Source organism: Prevotella sp. LCP21S3_D2 (genome assembly GCF_052118345.1).
Classification (GTDB): Bacteria; Bacteroidota; Bacteroidia; order Bacteroidales; family Bacteroidaceae; genus Prevotella.
This window is the reverse complement of sequence record NZ_JBQKHJ010000003.1, coordinates 160,092-174,812: the sequence shown is the minus strand read 5'-3', so window position 1 is coordinate 174,812 and position 14,721 is coordinate 160,092. Positions and strand designations below refer to the sequence as shown.

General features: G+C 47.0%; 14 protein-coding genes and 2 pseudogenes. 7 read left to right on the top strand and 9 right to left on the bottom strand.

Annotated elements, in window-relative coordinates; translation table 11 throughout:
* Positions 1 to 23: 23 nt before the first annotated feature.
* Genes ACTQ16_RS04075 through ACTQ16_RS04060 form a run of 4 tightly spaced genes read right to left on the bottom strand, consistent with a single transcriptional unit; the run spans position 24 to position 3,540 of the window.
* Entirely contained in the window at positions 24 to 2,048 is a 2,025-nt protein-coding gene (locus ACTQ16_RS04075; RefSeq protein WP_441932419.1) for a tetratricopeptide repeat protein, read from the bottom strand.
* The gene (def, locus tag ACTQ16_RS04070; protein WP_294970430.1) at positions 2,045 to 2,605 is read right to left on the bottom strand and encodes a peptide deformylase; all 561 of its coding nucleotides are present in this window, start codon (positions 2,603 to 2,605) and stop codon (positions 2,045 to 2,047) included. The genes ACTQ16_RS04075 and def overlap by 4 nt, the downstream gene beginning before the upstream one ends.
* Entirely contained in the window at positions 2,602 to 3,015 is a 414-nt protein-coding gene (ruvX, locus tag ACTQ16_RS04065; RefSeq protein WP_441936210.1) for a Holliday junction resolvase RuvX, read from the bottom strand. Before ruvX ends, def begins: the two co-directional genes overlap by 4 nt.
* Positions 3,016 to 3,063: 48 nt before the next feature.
* Positions 3,064 to 3,540, bottom strand: a complete 477-nt coding sequence (locus ACTQ16_RS04060; protein ID WP_294970426.1) for an SPOR domain-containing protein — start codon at positions 3,538 to 3,540, stop codon at positions 3,064 to 3,066.
* A 324-nt stretch (positions 3,541 to 3,864) separates the two neighbouring features.
* Here ACTQ16_RS04060 and ACTQ16_RS04055 point away from each other — a divergent pair, with 324 nt between their 5' ends.
* The 3 genes from ACTQ16_RS04055 to ACTQ16_RS04045 all read left to right on the top strand — a co-directional run bounded on the left by ACTQ16_RS04055 (position 3,865) and on the right by ACTQ16_RS04045 (position 4,790).
* Positions 3,865 to 4,077, top strand: coding sequence for a YtxH domain-containing protein (locus ACTQ16_RS04055; RefSeq protein ID WP_153123427.1), 213 nt, complete (start codon positions 3,865 to 3,867; stop codon positions 4,075 to 4,077).
* Between the two features lie 29 nt (positions 4,078 to 4,106).
* The gene (locus ACTQ16_RS04050) at positions 4,107 to 4,457 is read left to right on the top strand and encodes a phage holin family protein (protein WP_294970424.1); all 351 of its coding nucleotides are present in this window, start codon (positions 4,107 to 4,109) and stop codon (positions 4,455 to 4,457) included.
* Positions 4,458 to 4,529: 72 nt separating this feature from the next.
* Positions 4,530 to 4,790, top strand: a complete 261-nt coding sequence (locus ACTQ16_RS04045; protein WP_295348463.1) for a hypothetical protein — start codon at positions 4,530 to 4,532, stop codon at positions 4,788 to 4,790.
* A gap of 335 nt (positions 4,791 to 5,125) precedes the next feature.
* Here the strand turns inward: ACTQ16_RS04045 and ACTQ16_RS04040 are convergent, their stop codons facing one another.
* Genes ACTQ16_RS04040 through ACTQ16_RS04030 form a run of 3 tightly spaced genes read right to left on the bottom strand, consistent with a single transcriptional unit; the run spans position 5,126 to position 7,922 of the window.
* Positions 5,126 to 5,896 carry an MBL fold metallo-hydrolase gene (locus tag ACTQ16_RS04040; RefSeq protein WP_264950307.1) on the bottom strand — a complete coding sequence of 257 codons (771 nt, stop codon included), beginning with the start codon at positions 5,894 to 5,896 and terminating at the stop codon, positions 5,126 to 5,128.
* Positions 5,897 to 5,954: 58 nt separating this feature from the next.
* On the bottom strand, positions 5,955 to 7,007 hold the full coding sequence (gene murB, locus ACTQ16_RS04035; protein WP_441936208.1) for a UDP-N-acetylmuramate dehydrogenase: 1,053 nt from the start codon (positions 7,005 to 7,007) through the stop codon (positions 5,955 to 5,957).
* A gap of 57 nt (positions 7,008 to 7,064) precedes the next feature.
* Entirely contained in the window at positions 7,065 to 7,922 is an 858-nt protein-coding gene (locus tag ACTQ16_RS04030) for a DUF4348 domain-containing protein (RefSeq protein ID WP_294970416.1), read from the bottom strand.
* Between the two features lie 115 nt (positions 7,923 to 8,037).
* Between ACTQ16_RS04030 and pheS the strand changes: the two genes are divergently transcribed.
* Positions 8,038 to 9,078, top strand: a complete 1,041-nt coding sequence (gene pheS, locus ACTQ16_RS04025; RefSeq protein WP_441936206.1) for a phenylalanine--tRNA ligase subunit alpha — start codon at positions 8,038 to 8,040, stop codon at positions 9,076 to 9,078.
* Between the two features lie 92 nt (positions 9,079 to 9,170).
* On the top strand, positions 9,171 to 9,722 hold the full coding sequence (locus ACTQ16_RS04020) for a DUF3332 domain-containing protein (protein WP_441932421.1): 552 nt from the start codon (positions 9,171 to 9,173) through the stop codon (positions 9,720 to 9,722).
* Positions 9,723 to 9,807: 85 nt separating this feature from the next.
* Here ACTQ16_RS04020 and ACTQ16_RS04015 read toward each other — a convergent pair.
* Together ACTQ16_RS04015 and ACTQ16_RS04010 are read right to left on the bottom strand one after the other, a co-directional pair.
* A pseudogene (locus ACTQ16_RS04015) lies at positions 9,808 to 10,167 on the bottom strand (cystathionine beta-lyase); the annotation flags it as partial.
* Positions 10,131 to 10,421: pseudogene (locus tag ACTQ16_RS04010) on the bottom strand (PLP-dependent transferase); the annotation flags it as partial. The pseudogenes ACTQ16_RS04010 and ACTQ16_RS04015, both read right to left, overlap by 37 nt.
* A 131-nt stretch (positions 10,422 to 10,552) precedes the next feature.
* Between ACTQ16_RS04010 and ACTQ16_RS04005 the strand changes: the two are divergent.
* Entirely contained in the window at positions 10,553 to 12,964 is a 2,412-nt protein-coding gene (locus ACTQ16_RS04005; protein WP_441936204.1) for a TonB-dependent receptor, read from the top strand.
* 176 nt (positions 12,965 to 13,140) lie between these two features.
* Positions 13,141 to 14,706 (top strand): acyl-CoA carboxylase subunit beta, encoded by a 1,566-nt coding sequence (locus ACTQ16_RS04000; RefSeq protein WP_441936202.1) that lies wholly within the window; start codon positions 13,141 to 13,143, stop codon positions 14,704 to 14,706.
* Positions 14,707 to 14,721: the final 15 nt, after the last annotated feature.

Sequence of the window (14,721 nt, the reverse complement as noted above, 5' to 3'; positions counted from 1 at the left end):
AAAATATCCCATCTGCGCGATTGTTATTTTGCCTTATTGATTCGCTTAATCACAGAATAAGCATCATACAAGCCCAGTTCTCCAGCCTTCGACAAGTCCTGGATACCAGCCTGCTTGTTTCCACTTTTGATACGAGCCAGGCCACGGTTGTAATATGCCTCAGCCAGACGCGAATCTATCCTGATGGCAATGCTGTAATCATCGATGGCCTTAGACAACTCGTTTCTGCCAGCATGCACATTACCCCTATTATAATAGATGTAGGCATTATTGCTGCTCAGACGGATAGCATCGCTGAAATCAGCCTCGGCAGAATGGATATTCGTAATACCCTTGCCCTCAGCACGGTTAAACTCATCCATCTCAGCCTGACAGACAGCACGTTGCCAGTAAGCCAACGAACTCTTTTCATCCAGAGAGATATAATAGGTGAAATCGCTGATGGCTGCCTCGAAATCACGGAGAACACTGTGAGCGATGGCCCTGCGCATCAGCAGACTCTTCTTCTGCTCGATATCCTTAGCCACACTCAGCTCAGCCGACAGCTTATCAATCAAAGAGAAGATCATCAACGAGCTGTTCTCATCCAGCTGCTCCTTGGTACATACGATATAAACCTTATTGGTAGAAGCCTTAGACTGAGCAGCATTCTGCTTGCCGGAAGCACCGCCACTCTGCTTAGCCTGAGCCAGGTGCATATTAAGCTGTTCCACTTCCTTGTCAAACGCCTGAACACCGTTCAGATTCTGCACATTAGGGAAGTAAGAGAGCTGATACATAGGCAGATAGGAAGTCTCCACCTGACGATTCTGGATGCGTCCACGATACTCGCTTTTGTAATTGTGCTCATACTTAGGTTCATCTTCAACCACGATAGAAGCAAACTTATCCGGATCTACCTCAGAACGCTTGCGCACCTCCTTCCTGGTCTTCGCGCTCCATCTAGGCTGAATGCCCAGGTGCTTGTTCATCTGCGCCTTGAAGATACGGAATTCATCCATCTCGGCCTTTGCAGTCATACCCAACCTTCGGTAACAGCTGGCACGATAGGAAAGACCCGTCCAGAAGTTAGGAAACTGGTCGATGACCGTAGAATAATCACGGATAGCCGCCTTCAGATTACCCGTCTTGTCATGCAGAAGCGCACGGTTGAAAATAGCCATGAAGTTTTTTGGTTCCATCTTGATGACGAAGTCGAAGTCGAGGATGGCACGGTTGTCATCACCCAACTGCACACGCATCAGACCTCGGTTGTAATGAGCCAGGAAGTTGTTAGGATCCAAATCGAGCGCATTATCGTAATCGCTCATAGCTCCACGTAAATTGTTGATGTTGATACGAGCCAGGGCACGGTTGATATAACTGTTCACATTGTTAGGCTTGAAATGCAGCGACTTGGTCAAAGCCTCATCCGCTACCTTCCACTCCTTTCTAGCAAGCGCCATATAGGCACGTGTTGTCCAGGCATCACCGTCATAAGGATTGATTTCCAGGCTCTTGTCTATCCATTTCTCTGCCTGTAGGGTATCCTTCTGCTTCAGATACACCTCAGCCTTGAGGGTATAGGCATTCGCAAAATCCTTCCATTTGGCAATCACCGAATCCAATTCCGACTGCGCCACATCATAATTCTTGCTCTCCATCTGGCAGAGTGCCCTGTTGAACCAGTAATTACGGTTACGAGGTTCTATGTGGATGGCAGAATTGTAATCACTGATGGCATCCAGGAAACGGTTCTGACGGATACGGCAGATGGCACGCAAGTCGTAGATATCGTTGATGTAAGGATTCAGATTCAACGCCTCAGAAGCATCACTCTCAGCACCTACATAATCATCGAGATTAAACTTGGCCACACTGCGGTAATACCAAGGCTCATAGAGATAAGGCTTGGCACCGATAGCAAGATTAAAATACTTAATGGAAAGAACGAAGTCCTCATAATAGAGAGCACTTCTGCCCGCCGTAATCAGGCGGTCAACTCTATATTGCGCTGATGCCGACAAAGCCGTTAGCACCAGCACAAAAGTGAAAATAAACTTTTTCATCGACGAATCTTAGTACGATAGCTGCAGCGGAACTTGCCCTTGATGATATTCTTGAGCTTGCCAGCTATCATGTTCTTACGAAGAGGAGAAACACGATCCACGAACATGGTGCCCTCCAGATGGTCGAACTCATGCTGCATCACGCGAGCCAGATATCCTTCAACCCACTCATCGTGCTCCTGGAAATTCTCATCCTGATACTTCACGTGGATGCGGGTAGGACGAACCACCTTCTCATTGATGCCAGGAATGGAAAGACATCCTTCATCAGAAGATTCCTTCTCAGCCTCCTCATCATACTCCAAGATATGAGGATTAATAAAAACATGACGGAATCCCTTATACTCAGGAAGATCTTCGCTCAATACATCGAGGTCGATGACCACCAGACGGATAGCCAGACCAATCTGAGGTGCAGCCAGTCCGATACCATTGCTGGAATCAAGCGTCTCATACATATTGTTAATCAGTTCCTTCAATTCAGGATAATCGGGAGTAATATCTTCAGCCACTTTTCTCAAAACGGGCTGACCATATATATAAATAGGTAAAATCATCTTCTTGACTCTAAATAATCTTGTAAAATAATGGTGGCGCTGATCTCGTCCACCAATCCTTTGTTTTCTCTTCTGGTTTTCTTCTTCACCCCACCCTCTATCATGGCACGATGAGCCAGTACCGATGTAAAACGCTCATCATAATATTCGATAGGAACCTCAGGATGAGCCTTGCGCCAGCGATTGAAGAAGTTCTCCACTCGCGCCAGGTTCTCGCTAGGCTGCCCGTTGGGCTGGGTTGGCTTTCCGATGATAATACGCTCCACCTGCTCCTTTTGGATATACTGTTCCACAAAGGCGAAGAGTTCGGGTGTAGCAACAGTGATCAACCCATTGGCAACAATCTGCAATGGGTCGGTCACAGCGATACCGGTACGTTTCTTACCGTAGTCTATAGATAAAATTCGCATGAATCTACGAAAAATCCTAGTCTTTATCTTTAATATCAGAAGCTGGGATTACTTCTTGAGAAGCAACCAAGCATCAGGATACTTGCCAGCACGGAGCTGATTACGGCTCTTTACAGCACCAGACTTATCTGCGAATGTAGAAGCTACAACACGATACATGTTACGTGCGCTGTTGAATACAATCTGAGCCTCATAACCTGCGCTCTTCAATGTATTAGCCAAACCCTCTGCGTTAGCCTTGAGAGAGAAAGAGCCTACTACTACGCTGTAGTTAGAGAGACCTGAACCCATAATGAGGTCAACATTCTCCTGACGAACAGTAGCATTATCAACCTCTGTATTTGTTGACTCAGAAGGAGTAGTTGTCTCCAAAGGAGTAACAACTGGTTCCTGAGCAACTGGAACCTGCTCCTGCTGCTGAGCCTTCTCGAAAGCCTTCTTATAGGCACTTTCCTTAGAAGTACCACAACTAGCCAATGCTAAAACTGCGCACATACCTGCGCACAAAACTGATAATTTCTTCATAATTTTGAAAATGTTTTTATTGATAAATTCCTTATTAATTGCTTATTCTTATGACGCAATACGCCCCATCTTGTAATCGATTCCAACGCAATTGCACTGCGAAAATACAAAATATTTGGCAAATATGAGCATGAAAACCGCATAAAGTTTGTTAATACAGCATATTTAAATAAAAATTAAGACAAATTCACGCGGTTTTTGGAGAAAAATTAGTATATTTGCATTTGTAAAGCAGCAAAAGAGAATGGAAAGTTTACTTTCCTATCCATCATTTGCTTCGACTTTATAGGTATAAAATCGTATAACGTTTAAAACTTAAGAATTATGAAGGCATTAGGTTACATTGGTGCATTCCTCGGCGGTGCAATCGCCGGTACAGCACTCGGTTTGATTTTTGCTCCAGAAAAGGGAGAAGATACACGCAGCAAGATTGCTGGCGCAGTAGATGATTTTTGCAAGAAGCACGACATCAAGTTGAGCCGCAAAGACGTAGACGACCTGGTAGACGATATCAAGGAAGCTGCTCCTGAGGTATAATTAAAGAGGTATAAAATAAATATCTCAAGATGTTCTCTAACGATAAAAACGTAGAAACCATCGGGCAGCTCGTAGAGGTGCTCAAACATTACATCGGGCTTCAGTCAGAGTACATGAAGCTCGATGTTGTGGATAAAGTGGTAAGGCTGCTCACTGCCATCACCATGACAGTGGTGCTCCTGGGGCTCTTCCTCATCGCCATCATCTACCTTTCCTTTGCTGCGGCTTACGGATTGGCAGGCCTGACAGGAAGCACAGCCCTAGCCTTCTGCGTAGTGGCGGGTGTATACCTATTTATATTAATACTATTCATCATTTTCCGCCACCAATGGATAGAGAGACCGCTCGTCAAGTTTCTTGCCAGCATTCTGATGCAATAACTTTTTTCATTCACCTGAAAGAGCTCAGCCCTCAAGGCGAAATTTTTTCATTCATTCCAAATATTCAAAGAGATGATAGAACAAGATGAAATCATAGAATATAACTCGCTGAACGAAATTCGTCTACGCAAGGAATTACTACGCAAGGATATACAGGCTGACGATGCCAAGATCAAGGCTTTGTGGAAATCGCTTTTCACCAAGCCCGAAGCACTATCCAAGAATGCGAGCGCCAGCAAGCGTTTAAGCAGCATGATGAAAATCGGAGCTGGAGCCTTTGATGGTGCTCTACTTGCATGGAAACTTTATCACAAGTTCAAGAGAAAAAGATAAGGCATAATTGCTGAAAACAAAAGAAAGCACATCATTTTCTTCCTATAACAAGAGGAAAATGATGTGCTTTTTTATGCTGGAATTCAGACTTTCTTCCAGACTTTCGGACACAAAAAAGGGCCACCGCCGTGGCCCAACCTTGTTAACCTTAAATCTAATACTATGAAAAACACACGTGCAAATATAGAAAGAATCTATGAGTTTCACAAGCTTTTCCGTGAAAAAACTCAAATTCTAAACCATATTTAACTATTTGTGTCTTAATTTCTTATTTATTTAAATGTTGTTAAACCTATTCTATTTAGAACTTAGACAGTTATATTTAGAATAGAAATCTAAATTTCAAAGCTCATCTGATCATAACCAAAGACGAATCCCTGAGGCAGGCGCGCATTGGCATCATCATGAAAACCTATCTGATGAGTAACATGCGTGAGAATCGTCTTCCGGGCTCCTATCCGGCGCGCAACCCGTATGGCATCCTCTACCAGTTGATGACTATGATGCGGCTTATCGAAGCGGAGAGCATTGATAACCAGCGTTTCCACTCCTTCCAGATACTGATATTCCTCCTCGCCCATCGTCTTCATATCCGTAATATAGGCAAATTTGCCCAAACGATAGCCCAGGATAGGCATCTTATCATGGAGAATACGGATAGGCATGAACTCAATATCGCCAATCTGATAAGAGCGATGAGGCTCTATGGTATGGAGTTTGAGCTTCGGCGCTCCCGGATAAAGCTGCTCTACATCCTTAGGAAAACAGTAAGGCATGGTATGCGGCAAGGAACGGGTAACCAGCTCATCGCCATAAATATGAATATCACCAAACACGCAGAAGCCACGCAGGTCATCTATACCTCCAACATGGTCGTAATGAATATGCGTAATCAGCACACCATCCAACTTGCGGAACGGTTCCCTGAGCAACTGCATCCTTATATCCGGACCCGCATCTATCAGAATACGGGTTTTCTCCGTCTCAATCATCGCAGCACTTCTAAAGCGCTTATCCTTAGGATTATTGCTGCAGCAAACCTCACAATTGCATCCCAAAACAGGAACACCACTCGATGTTCCTGTTCCCAATAAAGTAATCTTCATTAATAATCAAATATTTCCTGAAAAACAAACGAATTCTTCACTCTTCGTTCTGCTCTCTTCACTTAACATTCACCTCCGGATGGATATCAATGCCAAACTTCTGCTTCACATCCTTACAGATTGTTTCACAGAGATTTACGATTTCCTGCCCCGTAGCTCCACCACGGTTCACCAGTACCAGCGCCTGCTTGTCATGCACGCCTGCACGTCCCAGACTCTTGCCCTTCCATCCACACTGGTCAATCATCCAGCCTGCAGGAATCTTCTCGTGTCCAGCATCAAGCGTATAATGAGGCATCCCCGGATACTGTGCAGCCAGCTCCTCATATTTTGCCTTCTCCACGATAGGATTCATGAAGAAACTGCCCGCATTGCCCTGCACCTTCGGGTCAGGCAATTTGGCATTGCGGATCTCGATGATGACATCACGGAGCTGCTGGGCTGTAGGATTTTCTATTCCCTTTGCAGTCAGGGAAGTACGGATGTTACCATAATCCAGGTCTGGCACAAAGTGCTTGCTCAGGCGATAGATGACATGAGTAACAAGATACTTATCCTTCCACTCATGCTTGAACCTGCTCTGACGATAGCTGTACTGGCAGTCCTGGTTGTCGAAAACCACCACTTTTCCGGTAGCAATCTCCACAGTTTCCACCTTATATATAATATCCTTCGCTTCCACGCCGTAGGCTCCGATGTTCTGGACCGCGCTCGCTCCCACTTCTCCCGGAATGATACTGAGGTTCTCTGCACCATGATAGCCATGCTCTACAGCGTATGCCACCACGTCATCAAACACTTCACCACTGCCGCAGTTCAAGAAAACAAAGTCGGGATTTTTCAGATTCTCACCACCAGCAGCAGCCAGGGTTTCATTATCAAGCACCTCGATGCCCTTGATGGCAGAATGGATCACCGTACCCTCGTAATCGCCTGTAAGCAAGAGGTTACTGCCACCACCCAGAATGAGCAGAGGCTGATCGGCAGCAGTAAGCCCAGCCACAATCTGCTGCGCCTCTTCTACCGATGAGTATTCCAGGAATCGCTTGCACCTGGCATCAATTCCAAACGTATTGTGAGCCAAAAGGCTATAGTCTCGAATATCCTTCATATCCAGCTATTTCTAAAAAACAATTAATCACTAAACAGTAATCACTAATCACTATATTTACATCTCCAGCTTGGTCAGCATCCACTTCCCTCCTATCTTCTTGAAGGTAAGCAGCGTTTCCAACCCATTGGCGATGCCACGAATCACGAATATCTTCTGGCTGCTCTCAGTATATTTCTGACCGTAAATGATGTTGTAAATCATGCCAGAAGGCAACTGAGGCGCAAAGGCAGGCCATGTCTCCGGTTCGATATCGCCCGTCATCGTACTGAAATCATCATCAGGATCAGGACCGATAAACTTCACCGGATTATGCAGATGCTCTGCCTGAAAGGCTGAATCGGTAGCAAACGAACCGTAAAACTTCAGGAAGCTGGCATTCATGTTGGCATACATCGGCTTATAGTTGATGCTGGTCATCAACCACTGACCGTTGATACGGTTGAAGAGGAACTGCTGAACGGTATTGGTCTTATAGAACACCTTTTCTACCACCACATGGTCGATGGTAGTATCCTTCACCAAATTCATCTGCTTCCGGTTGTCAAAGATCAGCGTATAATAATCTTGACGCATAAAGAAATGTTCCATCTTCCACCGGCGTTTTTCTATCTGCTTGATCACTTTTCCGTTACGATAGACAGGCAACGGGAAGTGTACACGCTGCCTCTGAAGCTTACGACTGGCAGCAAAATTGAACAGGAAGTCGTCAAACAACTCGTCTGCAGCCTTAGGCATAGGAGTCTCCTCTATGAGCTTTTCGGTAGAGTCCATAGCCTGCGTGTCAGCGACTATCGTATCGGGAGCCACTGAATCAACAAGAGTAGCAGGCTTCTTATCGTTGCACCCCACAGAGGTGAAACAAACGATGGTAAGGACCGCTAACATTACTGTTATAAAAGATAGTTTCTTCATAAACTTATTAAATTTCTCAAATTTTCATTGCAAAAGTACAACTTTCTTTTGAGATATTTCATATTTTAAGCAAAAAATATTATCTTTGCACTCAAAATAGACAATTTAATAAGATATGTTATTAGAAAAAATAGAAGAACTCTTGAAAGAAGTGGATTCTTTGACTGCTCAGAACGCAGAAGAAGTAGAACAGCTTCGCATCAAGTATCTCAGCAAAAAGGGTGAAATCAATGCCCTCATGGCCGACTTCCGCAATGTGCCAGGCGACCAGAAAAAAGAGGTTGGTATCAAAATCAACGAATTGAAGCAAGCTACCCTTGCCAAGATCAACGGACTCAAGGATCAGATGGAAGAGGCTGACGCAAGCAGCGATGACATCGACCTGACCCGTACAGCTTATCCTGTGGCTTTGGGTACACGTCATCCATTGACTGTCGTAAAGAACCAGATTATCGACATCTTCGGCCGCATGGGATTCACTCTCTATCAGGGTCCAGAGGTAGATGACGACAAGCACGTATTCACCATGCTGAACTTCGCTGCCGATCATCCAGCCCGCGACATGCAGGATACATTCTTCATCGAGAAGACCGACTCCGACGATGTTACCAAGAATGTACTTCTCCGTAGCCATACCTCTAACGACGAGGCTCACTATATGGAGACCCACGAGCCACCTATCCGCGTATTGTGCCCAGGACGAGTATATCGCAACGAGGCTATCAGCGCACGTGCTCACTGCTTCTTCCACCAGGTAGAAGGTCTCTATGTAGATAAGAACGTAAGCTTCACCGACCTCAAGCAAGTGCTCCTCACCTTTGCTCGCGAGATGTTCGGTGCAGATACAAAGATTCGTCTGCGCCCAAGCTACTTCCCATTTACAGAGCCTAGCGCTGAGATGGATATCTCATGCAACATCTGCGGCGGAAAAGGATGTAACTTCTGCAAGCATACAGGATGGGTAGAGATTCTGGGTTGCGGTATGGTAGACCCTCACGACCTCGAGGCTTGCGGCATCGACAGCAATGTCTATACCGGTTATGCCTTCGGTATGGGTGTAGAGCGCATCACCAACTTGAAGTATCGTGTCAGCGACCTGCGTCTCTTCTCTGAGAATGATACTCGCTTCCTGCGCGAATTCGAATCAGCTAAGTAACAACACATATTTTAATATAGTATATAGGTTTATATGCTAACTCATCATTAGCGTATAGACCTATTTATTTTTAAACCTCAAAACATAAAGTTATGAAGAAATTTATGGTTAATGCAGTCATTGCAGTCTCTTTAGGCGCCATGACTCTCAGCTCTTGTATCGGCTCATTCTGCCTTACCAACAACGTTTTGGATTGGAACAAGCGTGCTACTGACAACAAGTTCGTCAACGAACTGATTTTCATCGTCATCAGTCCAGCCTACGCAGTATGTTCTGTTGCAGACTTGTTCGTGCTCAACTCTATCGAGTTCTGGACAGGCGAAAAGGTGATTGCCAATGTCGGCAAGACCAAGGACGTAATGGGTAAGGATGGTCGCATGTACGCCATCAAGACATTGAAGAACGGTTATGAGATTACCGACCCAGAGGGTGAGAAATCATACTTCGTATTCAACAAGAAGAAAAAGAGCTGGTCATACAGCAAGGACGGCGATATCCGTGAACTCTTCAGCTTTAATGAGGATGGCAGCATCCAGGCTTGTCTGCCAAACGGCGAGAAGATGAACGTTCCTGCCGACGGGAATGGCCTTTTCCAGGTTCGTATGGCAATGAACGATGGCTTCTATTACGCATTTAATAAGTAAACTATAGAAAATCGATAAAGGGGTGTGCAGATATTCAAATCTACACACCCCTTCATTATTTCATATTTCCTTAAACTTTAAAGAGTTAACCTAATCCCCTCACAGCTTCTTCCAGCTGCAGAAGCGCCTGCTCCAGCACGCTTCTAGGCTCTGCCACATTCAGTCGCATGAAGCCTTCGCCACCGGGACCAAACATCTCACCGTCGTTCAAGGCAAGATGAGCCTTGTCGATGAACAGATCCTGAAGCTGGTCATGAGAGAGATTCAAATCCCGGCAATTCAGCCATATCAGGAACGAAGCCTGCGGACGGAGCGGACGGATGGCCGGAAGATTCGCCTTGCAGAAGTCCTCTACGAAGCGGATATTATCTTCGATATACGCCAGCATCTGCCTGCGCCACTCCTCCCCTTTCCGGAAGGCAGCAACTGTAGCAATAGGAGGATAGCAGCCATACCCGAATTGAAGGCTGTAACATGCTGTGCCCCGGTCAGTGCCTCGATGCGGCGTTCCAGGTTGGTAACCGTAGGATTCTCCACATGCGAATAGTCCGGAGCCTTGATCTTGTCAGTAAAGGCATCCGACATGATGGCTGCGTTGTCAAATTCGTAAGCCTGCGTATTATATACCGGAACGCTCAGCGAATCATAAGCGTCTCTGCGTTCGTATGCCACATGAATGGCCTGAGTCTGTTTCTTCATTTTCTATTAATCTCTCTTTTAATTTTGTATTTGCTATATTTTGGCTGCAAAAGTTCTAAAAAAATGCGATATAGAAATACCAAAGATTAGCTCTTTTATAATAAAAATCAACTTTCTTCGTTAAATACTACATGAAACAGAAATTTTTTATCATTATAATATGCCTGATTGCCACCCTGAAGATGATGGCACAGGAATTCACGCTGCAGGGTAGAGTCACCGATGATGACAACAACCCCGTAGAACTTGCCACGGTTTCCGTCGTAAGTCAGGGAAAGGTGGCTTTCACTTCGCTCAAGGGTGAATTCAGTATGAATCTGCATTCTGCCGACAGCGTAGCCGTCAAATTCTCGATGATCGGCTACAAGACCAAGGTGCGCGTCCTGAGAAAGCCTAGAGGAAAGCAGACCCTCCAGGTGGTGCTACATACCGATGCCACGATGCTAGGCGACGTGAACGTGACAGGCGAGAAGATACAGTCTGACCAGACGCAGGAAATCAAGATCAAGGACATCAAGATGGCTCCTTCTGCCAACGGCAACGGCGTGGAAGGCATCATCCAGCAGCAGGCTGGCGTCAGCACCCACAGCGAACTTTCCTCGCAGTACAACGTGCGTGGCGGTGCCTTCGACGAGAACTCCGTATATATAAATAATGTGGAAGTATACCGTCCGTTCCTCGTCCGAAGCGGTCAGCAGGAAGGCCTTTCCGTCATCAATCCTTACATGGTAGACCAGATTGGCTTCTCTACCGGAGGCTACGGAGCGAAATACGGCGACAAGATGAGTTCTGCACTCGACATCACCTACAAGACGCTGAAAGCCAAGGGCAAGAAGCCTGTGGTGGAAGGAAGCTTAGCAGCCAGCCTGCTGGGTACCGATGCCTATATCGGAATAGGAACCCGGAAGCTGTCATGGCTCAACAGCGTGAGATACAAGACCACCTCCTACCTCCTCGGTTCGCTGGAGACAAAGGGAGAATACAAGCCGAATTATCTTGACTATCAGACCTATCTGAGCTATCAGCCCAACAAGCGATGGAAGATAGACTTCATAGGATATATCTCTGACAATCATTACAACTTCGAACCGTCCGACCGCGAGACATCGTTCGGAACGATGGAGAACGTGAAGAGTTTCAGAGTATATTTCGACGGACATGAGAAAGACCGCTTCCTCACCTATTTCGGAACCCTCGGCATCACCCGGAACATCACCCGGAACACCAGTCTCTCGCTCCTGGGAAGTGCCTTCTACACCAAGGAACAGGAGAAATACGACATTCAGGGACAGTACTGGCTCGACCAGACAGAGACATCAGAGAACCTGGGCGTGGGAACCTATTTCGAGCATGCCCGCAACTACCTCTCTGCCCGCGTGATGAGTGCCAAGCTGATGCTGCGCCACAAGGTACAGAAGCACAACGTGGAGGCGGCTGTTACCCTGAAAAGGGAACATATCGAAGAGAATTCCATCGAATACGAGATGCGCGATTCTGCCGGATACAGCGTTCCCCACACCGGAAAGGACCTCTATATGATTTATTCCATGAAAGCCCGTAACGAGCTGAATGCCAACCGTATGGAGACCTACATACAAGACACCTACCGATTCTCAAGCGGTATTGCCGACAGCACCGGAAACGGACAGACGCATTACACGCTGAACTATGGTGTGCGCATGAGTCACTGGAACTTTAACCGCGAGACGATCCTGAGTCCACGTATCTCTCTCGCCATCATTCCGGCAAACCACGAGAACACCACGCTCCGCCTGGCAGCCGGACTATACTATCAGGCACCTTTCTTCAAGGAGCTGAGAGATACGACAACCGTCAACGGAGTGACCGTAGCATCGCTCAACGAGAAGATCAAGAGCCAGCGAAGCATCCATTTCATCGCCGGTTACGACTACCGTTTCCGCATGAACGACCAGCGGTTCAAGTTCTCAGCCGAGGCTTACTACAAGGCATTGAGCAACATCGTACCTTATTCCGTCAGTAACGTGAAGGTAGTATATTACGGTCAGAACGAGTGCAGCGGTCATGCAGCCGGACTTGATTTCAAGCTCTATGGCGAGTTTGTACCGGGTACGGATTCCTGGCTCAGCCTCTCGCTGATGGATACGAAGATGAAGCTCAACGGCAAGAGCATCCCTCTGCCTACCGACCAGCGCTATGCGGTGAACCTCTTCTTCACCGACTACTTCCCTGGCAGCAGGAAATGGCGCATGTCGCTGAAGCTTGCCTTTGCCGACGGTTTGCCTTTCGCAGCCCCTCACAAGGAGTTGGAGACCAACAGTTTTCGTGCCACCGCCTATCGCCGTGCCGACATCGGCATGAGCTATCAGCTGCTCGACAACAGCCGTCACGAGAAGAAGACCTTCCTGAAGAACGTAACGCTGGGCGTAGACTGCCTCAACCTCTTCGGCATCGACAACGTGAACAGCTACTACTGGGTAACGGATGTAACCAACCAACAGTATGCTGTGCCTAATTATCTGACAGGCCGCCAGCTCAATGCCCGTGTTCTCTTGGAATTTTAGAACCCAAAAGTGGAGATTTTTCACAATATTCTAAATATTTAACCGTAGATAGTTCGCTATCTGCGGTTTTTTTCGTATCTTTGCGGCCGAATTATGTGGTGACGGCCCGTTCCCCACCCCATCTATTCAGAAATACATTCTATAAAGAATAAAGAAATAATACATAATAATCAATTATGAGCAAACAAGTAGAAAAGATTAAGGAGCTGATCGCTAAGCGCGAACAGGCTCGTCTTGGCGGTGGCGAGAAGGCCATCGAGAAGCAGCATGCACGTGGCAAATATACCGCTCGCGAGCGTATCGAAATGTTGGTAGATGCCGGCAGTTTCGAGGAGTACGATATGTTCAAGTTGCATCGTTGCACTAACTTCGGCATGGAGAAGAAGCAGTACCTCGGTGATGGTGTGGTAGCCGGTAGCGCTACTATAGCCGGCCGTCTGGTTTACGTATATGCTCAGGACTTCACCGTAAATGGTGGTTCACTCTCTGAGACTATGGCACAGAAGATCTGCAAGGTAATGGATATGGCTATGACTATGGGAGCACCTGTTATCTGCATGAACGATTCAGGTGGTGCCCGTATTCAGGAAGGTATCTGCGCCCTCGCTGGTTACGGTGAGATCTTCGAGCGCAACATCCTCGCTTCTGGTGTCATCCCACAGATTTCTGCCATCATGGGCCCTTGCGCCGGTGGTGCCGTTTACTCTCCAGCCTTGACCGACTTCATCATCATGAAGGAGCAGACTTCTTACATGTTCCTGACTGGTCCTAAGGTTGTAAAGACCGTAACTGGTGAGGACATCGATGCAGAGCACCTCGGTGGTGCATCTGTACATGCAACCAAGAGTGGTGTAACCCACTTCGCTGCAAAGACTGAGGAAGAGGCTATCGAGATGATCAAGAGCCTGCTCTCTTTCATCCCTAGCAACAATACAGAAGAGGCTCCACGCGTTGAGTGCACAGACCCAATCGACCGTATGGACGATACTCTGAACGAGATTATCCCAGACGATCCAAACCAGGCATACGATATGTATAAGGTGATTGGCGCTGTAACTGATAACGGAGAGTTCTTCGAGATTCAGCCTAAGTTCGCCAAGAACATCATCACTGGTTTCGCCCGCTTCAATGGTCAGAGCGTGGGTATCGTAGCCAACCAGCCTTCAGCTTACGCTGGTGTACTCGATGTTAACGCTAGCCGCAAGGCAGCCCGCTTCGTTCGTTTCTGCGATGCATTCAACATTCCTATCGTATCTCTCGTTGACGTACCAGGATTCTTGCCAGGTACAGGTCAGGAGTACAACGCTGTCATCCTCCACGGTGCACAGTTGCTCTACGCTTACGGCGAGGCTACCGTGCCAAAGATCACTATCACATTGCGTAAGAGCTATGGTGGTAGCCATATCGTAATGGGTTGCAAGCAGTTGCGTGCTGACTTGAACTTCGCTTGGCCATCTTCAGAGATTGCCGTAATGGGTGCCAGCGGTGCCGTTGCCGTTCTCTGCGGTAAGGAAGCCAAGGCAAAGAAGGAAGCTGGCGAGGATGTAAAGGCATTCCTGGCTGAGAAGGAGCAGGAATACACCGACAAGTTCGCTAATCCATATCAGGCTGCTCAGTATGGCTACATCGATGATGTCATCGAGCCACGCAATACCCGTTTCCGCATCTGCCGTGGTTTGGCTCAGCTCGCAACCAAGCGCCAGAGCTTGCCAGCTAAGAAGCATGGCTGCATGCCAATGTAATATAGAAATGTTGAA

Excerpts from the sequence above, each read along its gene's own strand:
- ACTQ16_RS04075 (WP_441932419.1), bottom strand. The coding sequence starts at position 2,048 with ATGAAAAAGTTTATTTTCACTTTTGTGCTGGTGCTAACGGCTTTGTCG.
- def (WP_294970430.1), bottom strand. The coding sequence starts at position 2,605 with ATGATTTTACCTATTTATATATATGGTCAGCCCGTTTTGAGAAAAGTG.
- ruvX (WP_441936210.1), bottom strand. The coding sequence starts at position 3,015 with ATGCGAATTTTATCTATAGACTACGGTAAGAAACGTACCGGTATCGCT.
- ACTQ16_RS04060 (WP_294970426.1), bottom strand. The coding sequence starts at position 3,540 with ATGAAGAAATTATCAGTTTTGTGCGCAGGTATGTGCGCAGTTTTAGCA.
- ACTQ16_RS04055 (WP_153123427.1), top strand. The coding sequence starts at position 3,865 with ATGAAGGCATTAGGTTACATTGGTGCATTCCTCGGCGGTGCAATCGCC.
- ACTQ16_RS04050 (WP_294970424.1), top strand. The coding sequence starts at position 4,107 with ATGTTCTCTAACGATAAAAACGTAGAAACCATCGGGCAGCTCGTAGAG.
- ACTQ16_RS04045 (WP_295348463.1), top strand. The coding sequence starts at position 4,530 with ATGATAGAACAAGATGAAATCATAGAATATAACTCGCTGAACGAAATT.
- ACTQ16_RS04040 (WP_264950307.1), bottom strand. The coding sequence starts at position 5,896 with ATGAAGATTACTTTATTGGGAACAGGAACATCGAGTGGTGTTCCTGTT.
- murB (WP_441936208.1), bottom strand. The coding sequence starts at position 7,007 with ATGAAGGATATTCGAGACTATAGCCTTTTGGCTCACAATACGTTTGGA.
- ACTQ16_RS04030 (WP_294970416.1), bottom strand. The coding sequence starts at position 7,922 with ATGAAGAAACTATCTTTTATAACAGTAATGTTAGCGGTCCTTACCATC.
- pheS (WP_441936206.1), top strand. The coding sequence starts at position 8,038 with ATGTTATTAGAAAAAATAGAAGAACTCTTGAAAGAAGTGGATTCTTTG.
- ACTQ16_RS04020 (WP_441932421.1), top strand. The coding sequence starts at position 9,171 with ATGAAGAAATTTATGGTTAATGCAGTCATTGCAGTCTCTTTAGGCGCC.
- ACTQ16_RS04005 (WP_441936204.1), top strand. The coding sequence starts at position 10,553 with ATGAAACAGAAATTTTTTATCATTATAATATGCCTGATTGCCACCCTG.
- ACTQ16_RS04000 (WP_441936202.1), top strand. The coding sequence starts at position 13,141 with ATGAGCAAACAAGTAGAAAAGATTAAGGAGCTGATCGCTAAGCGCGAA.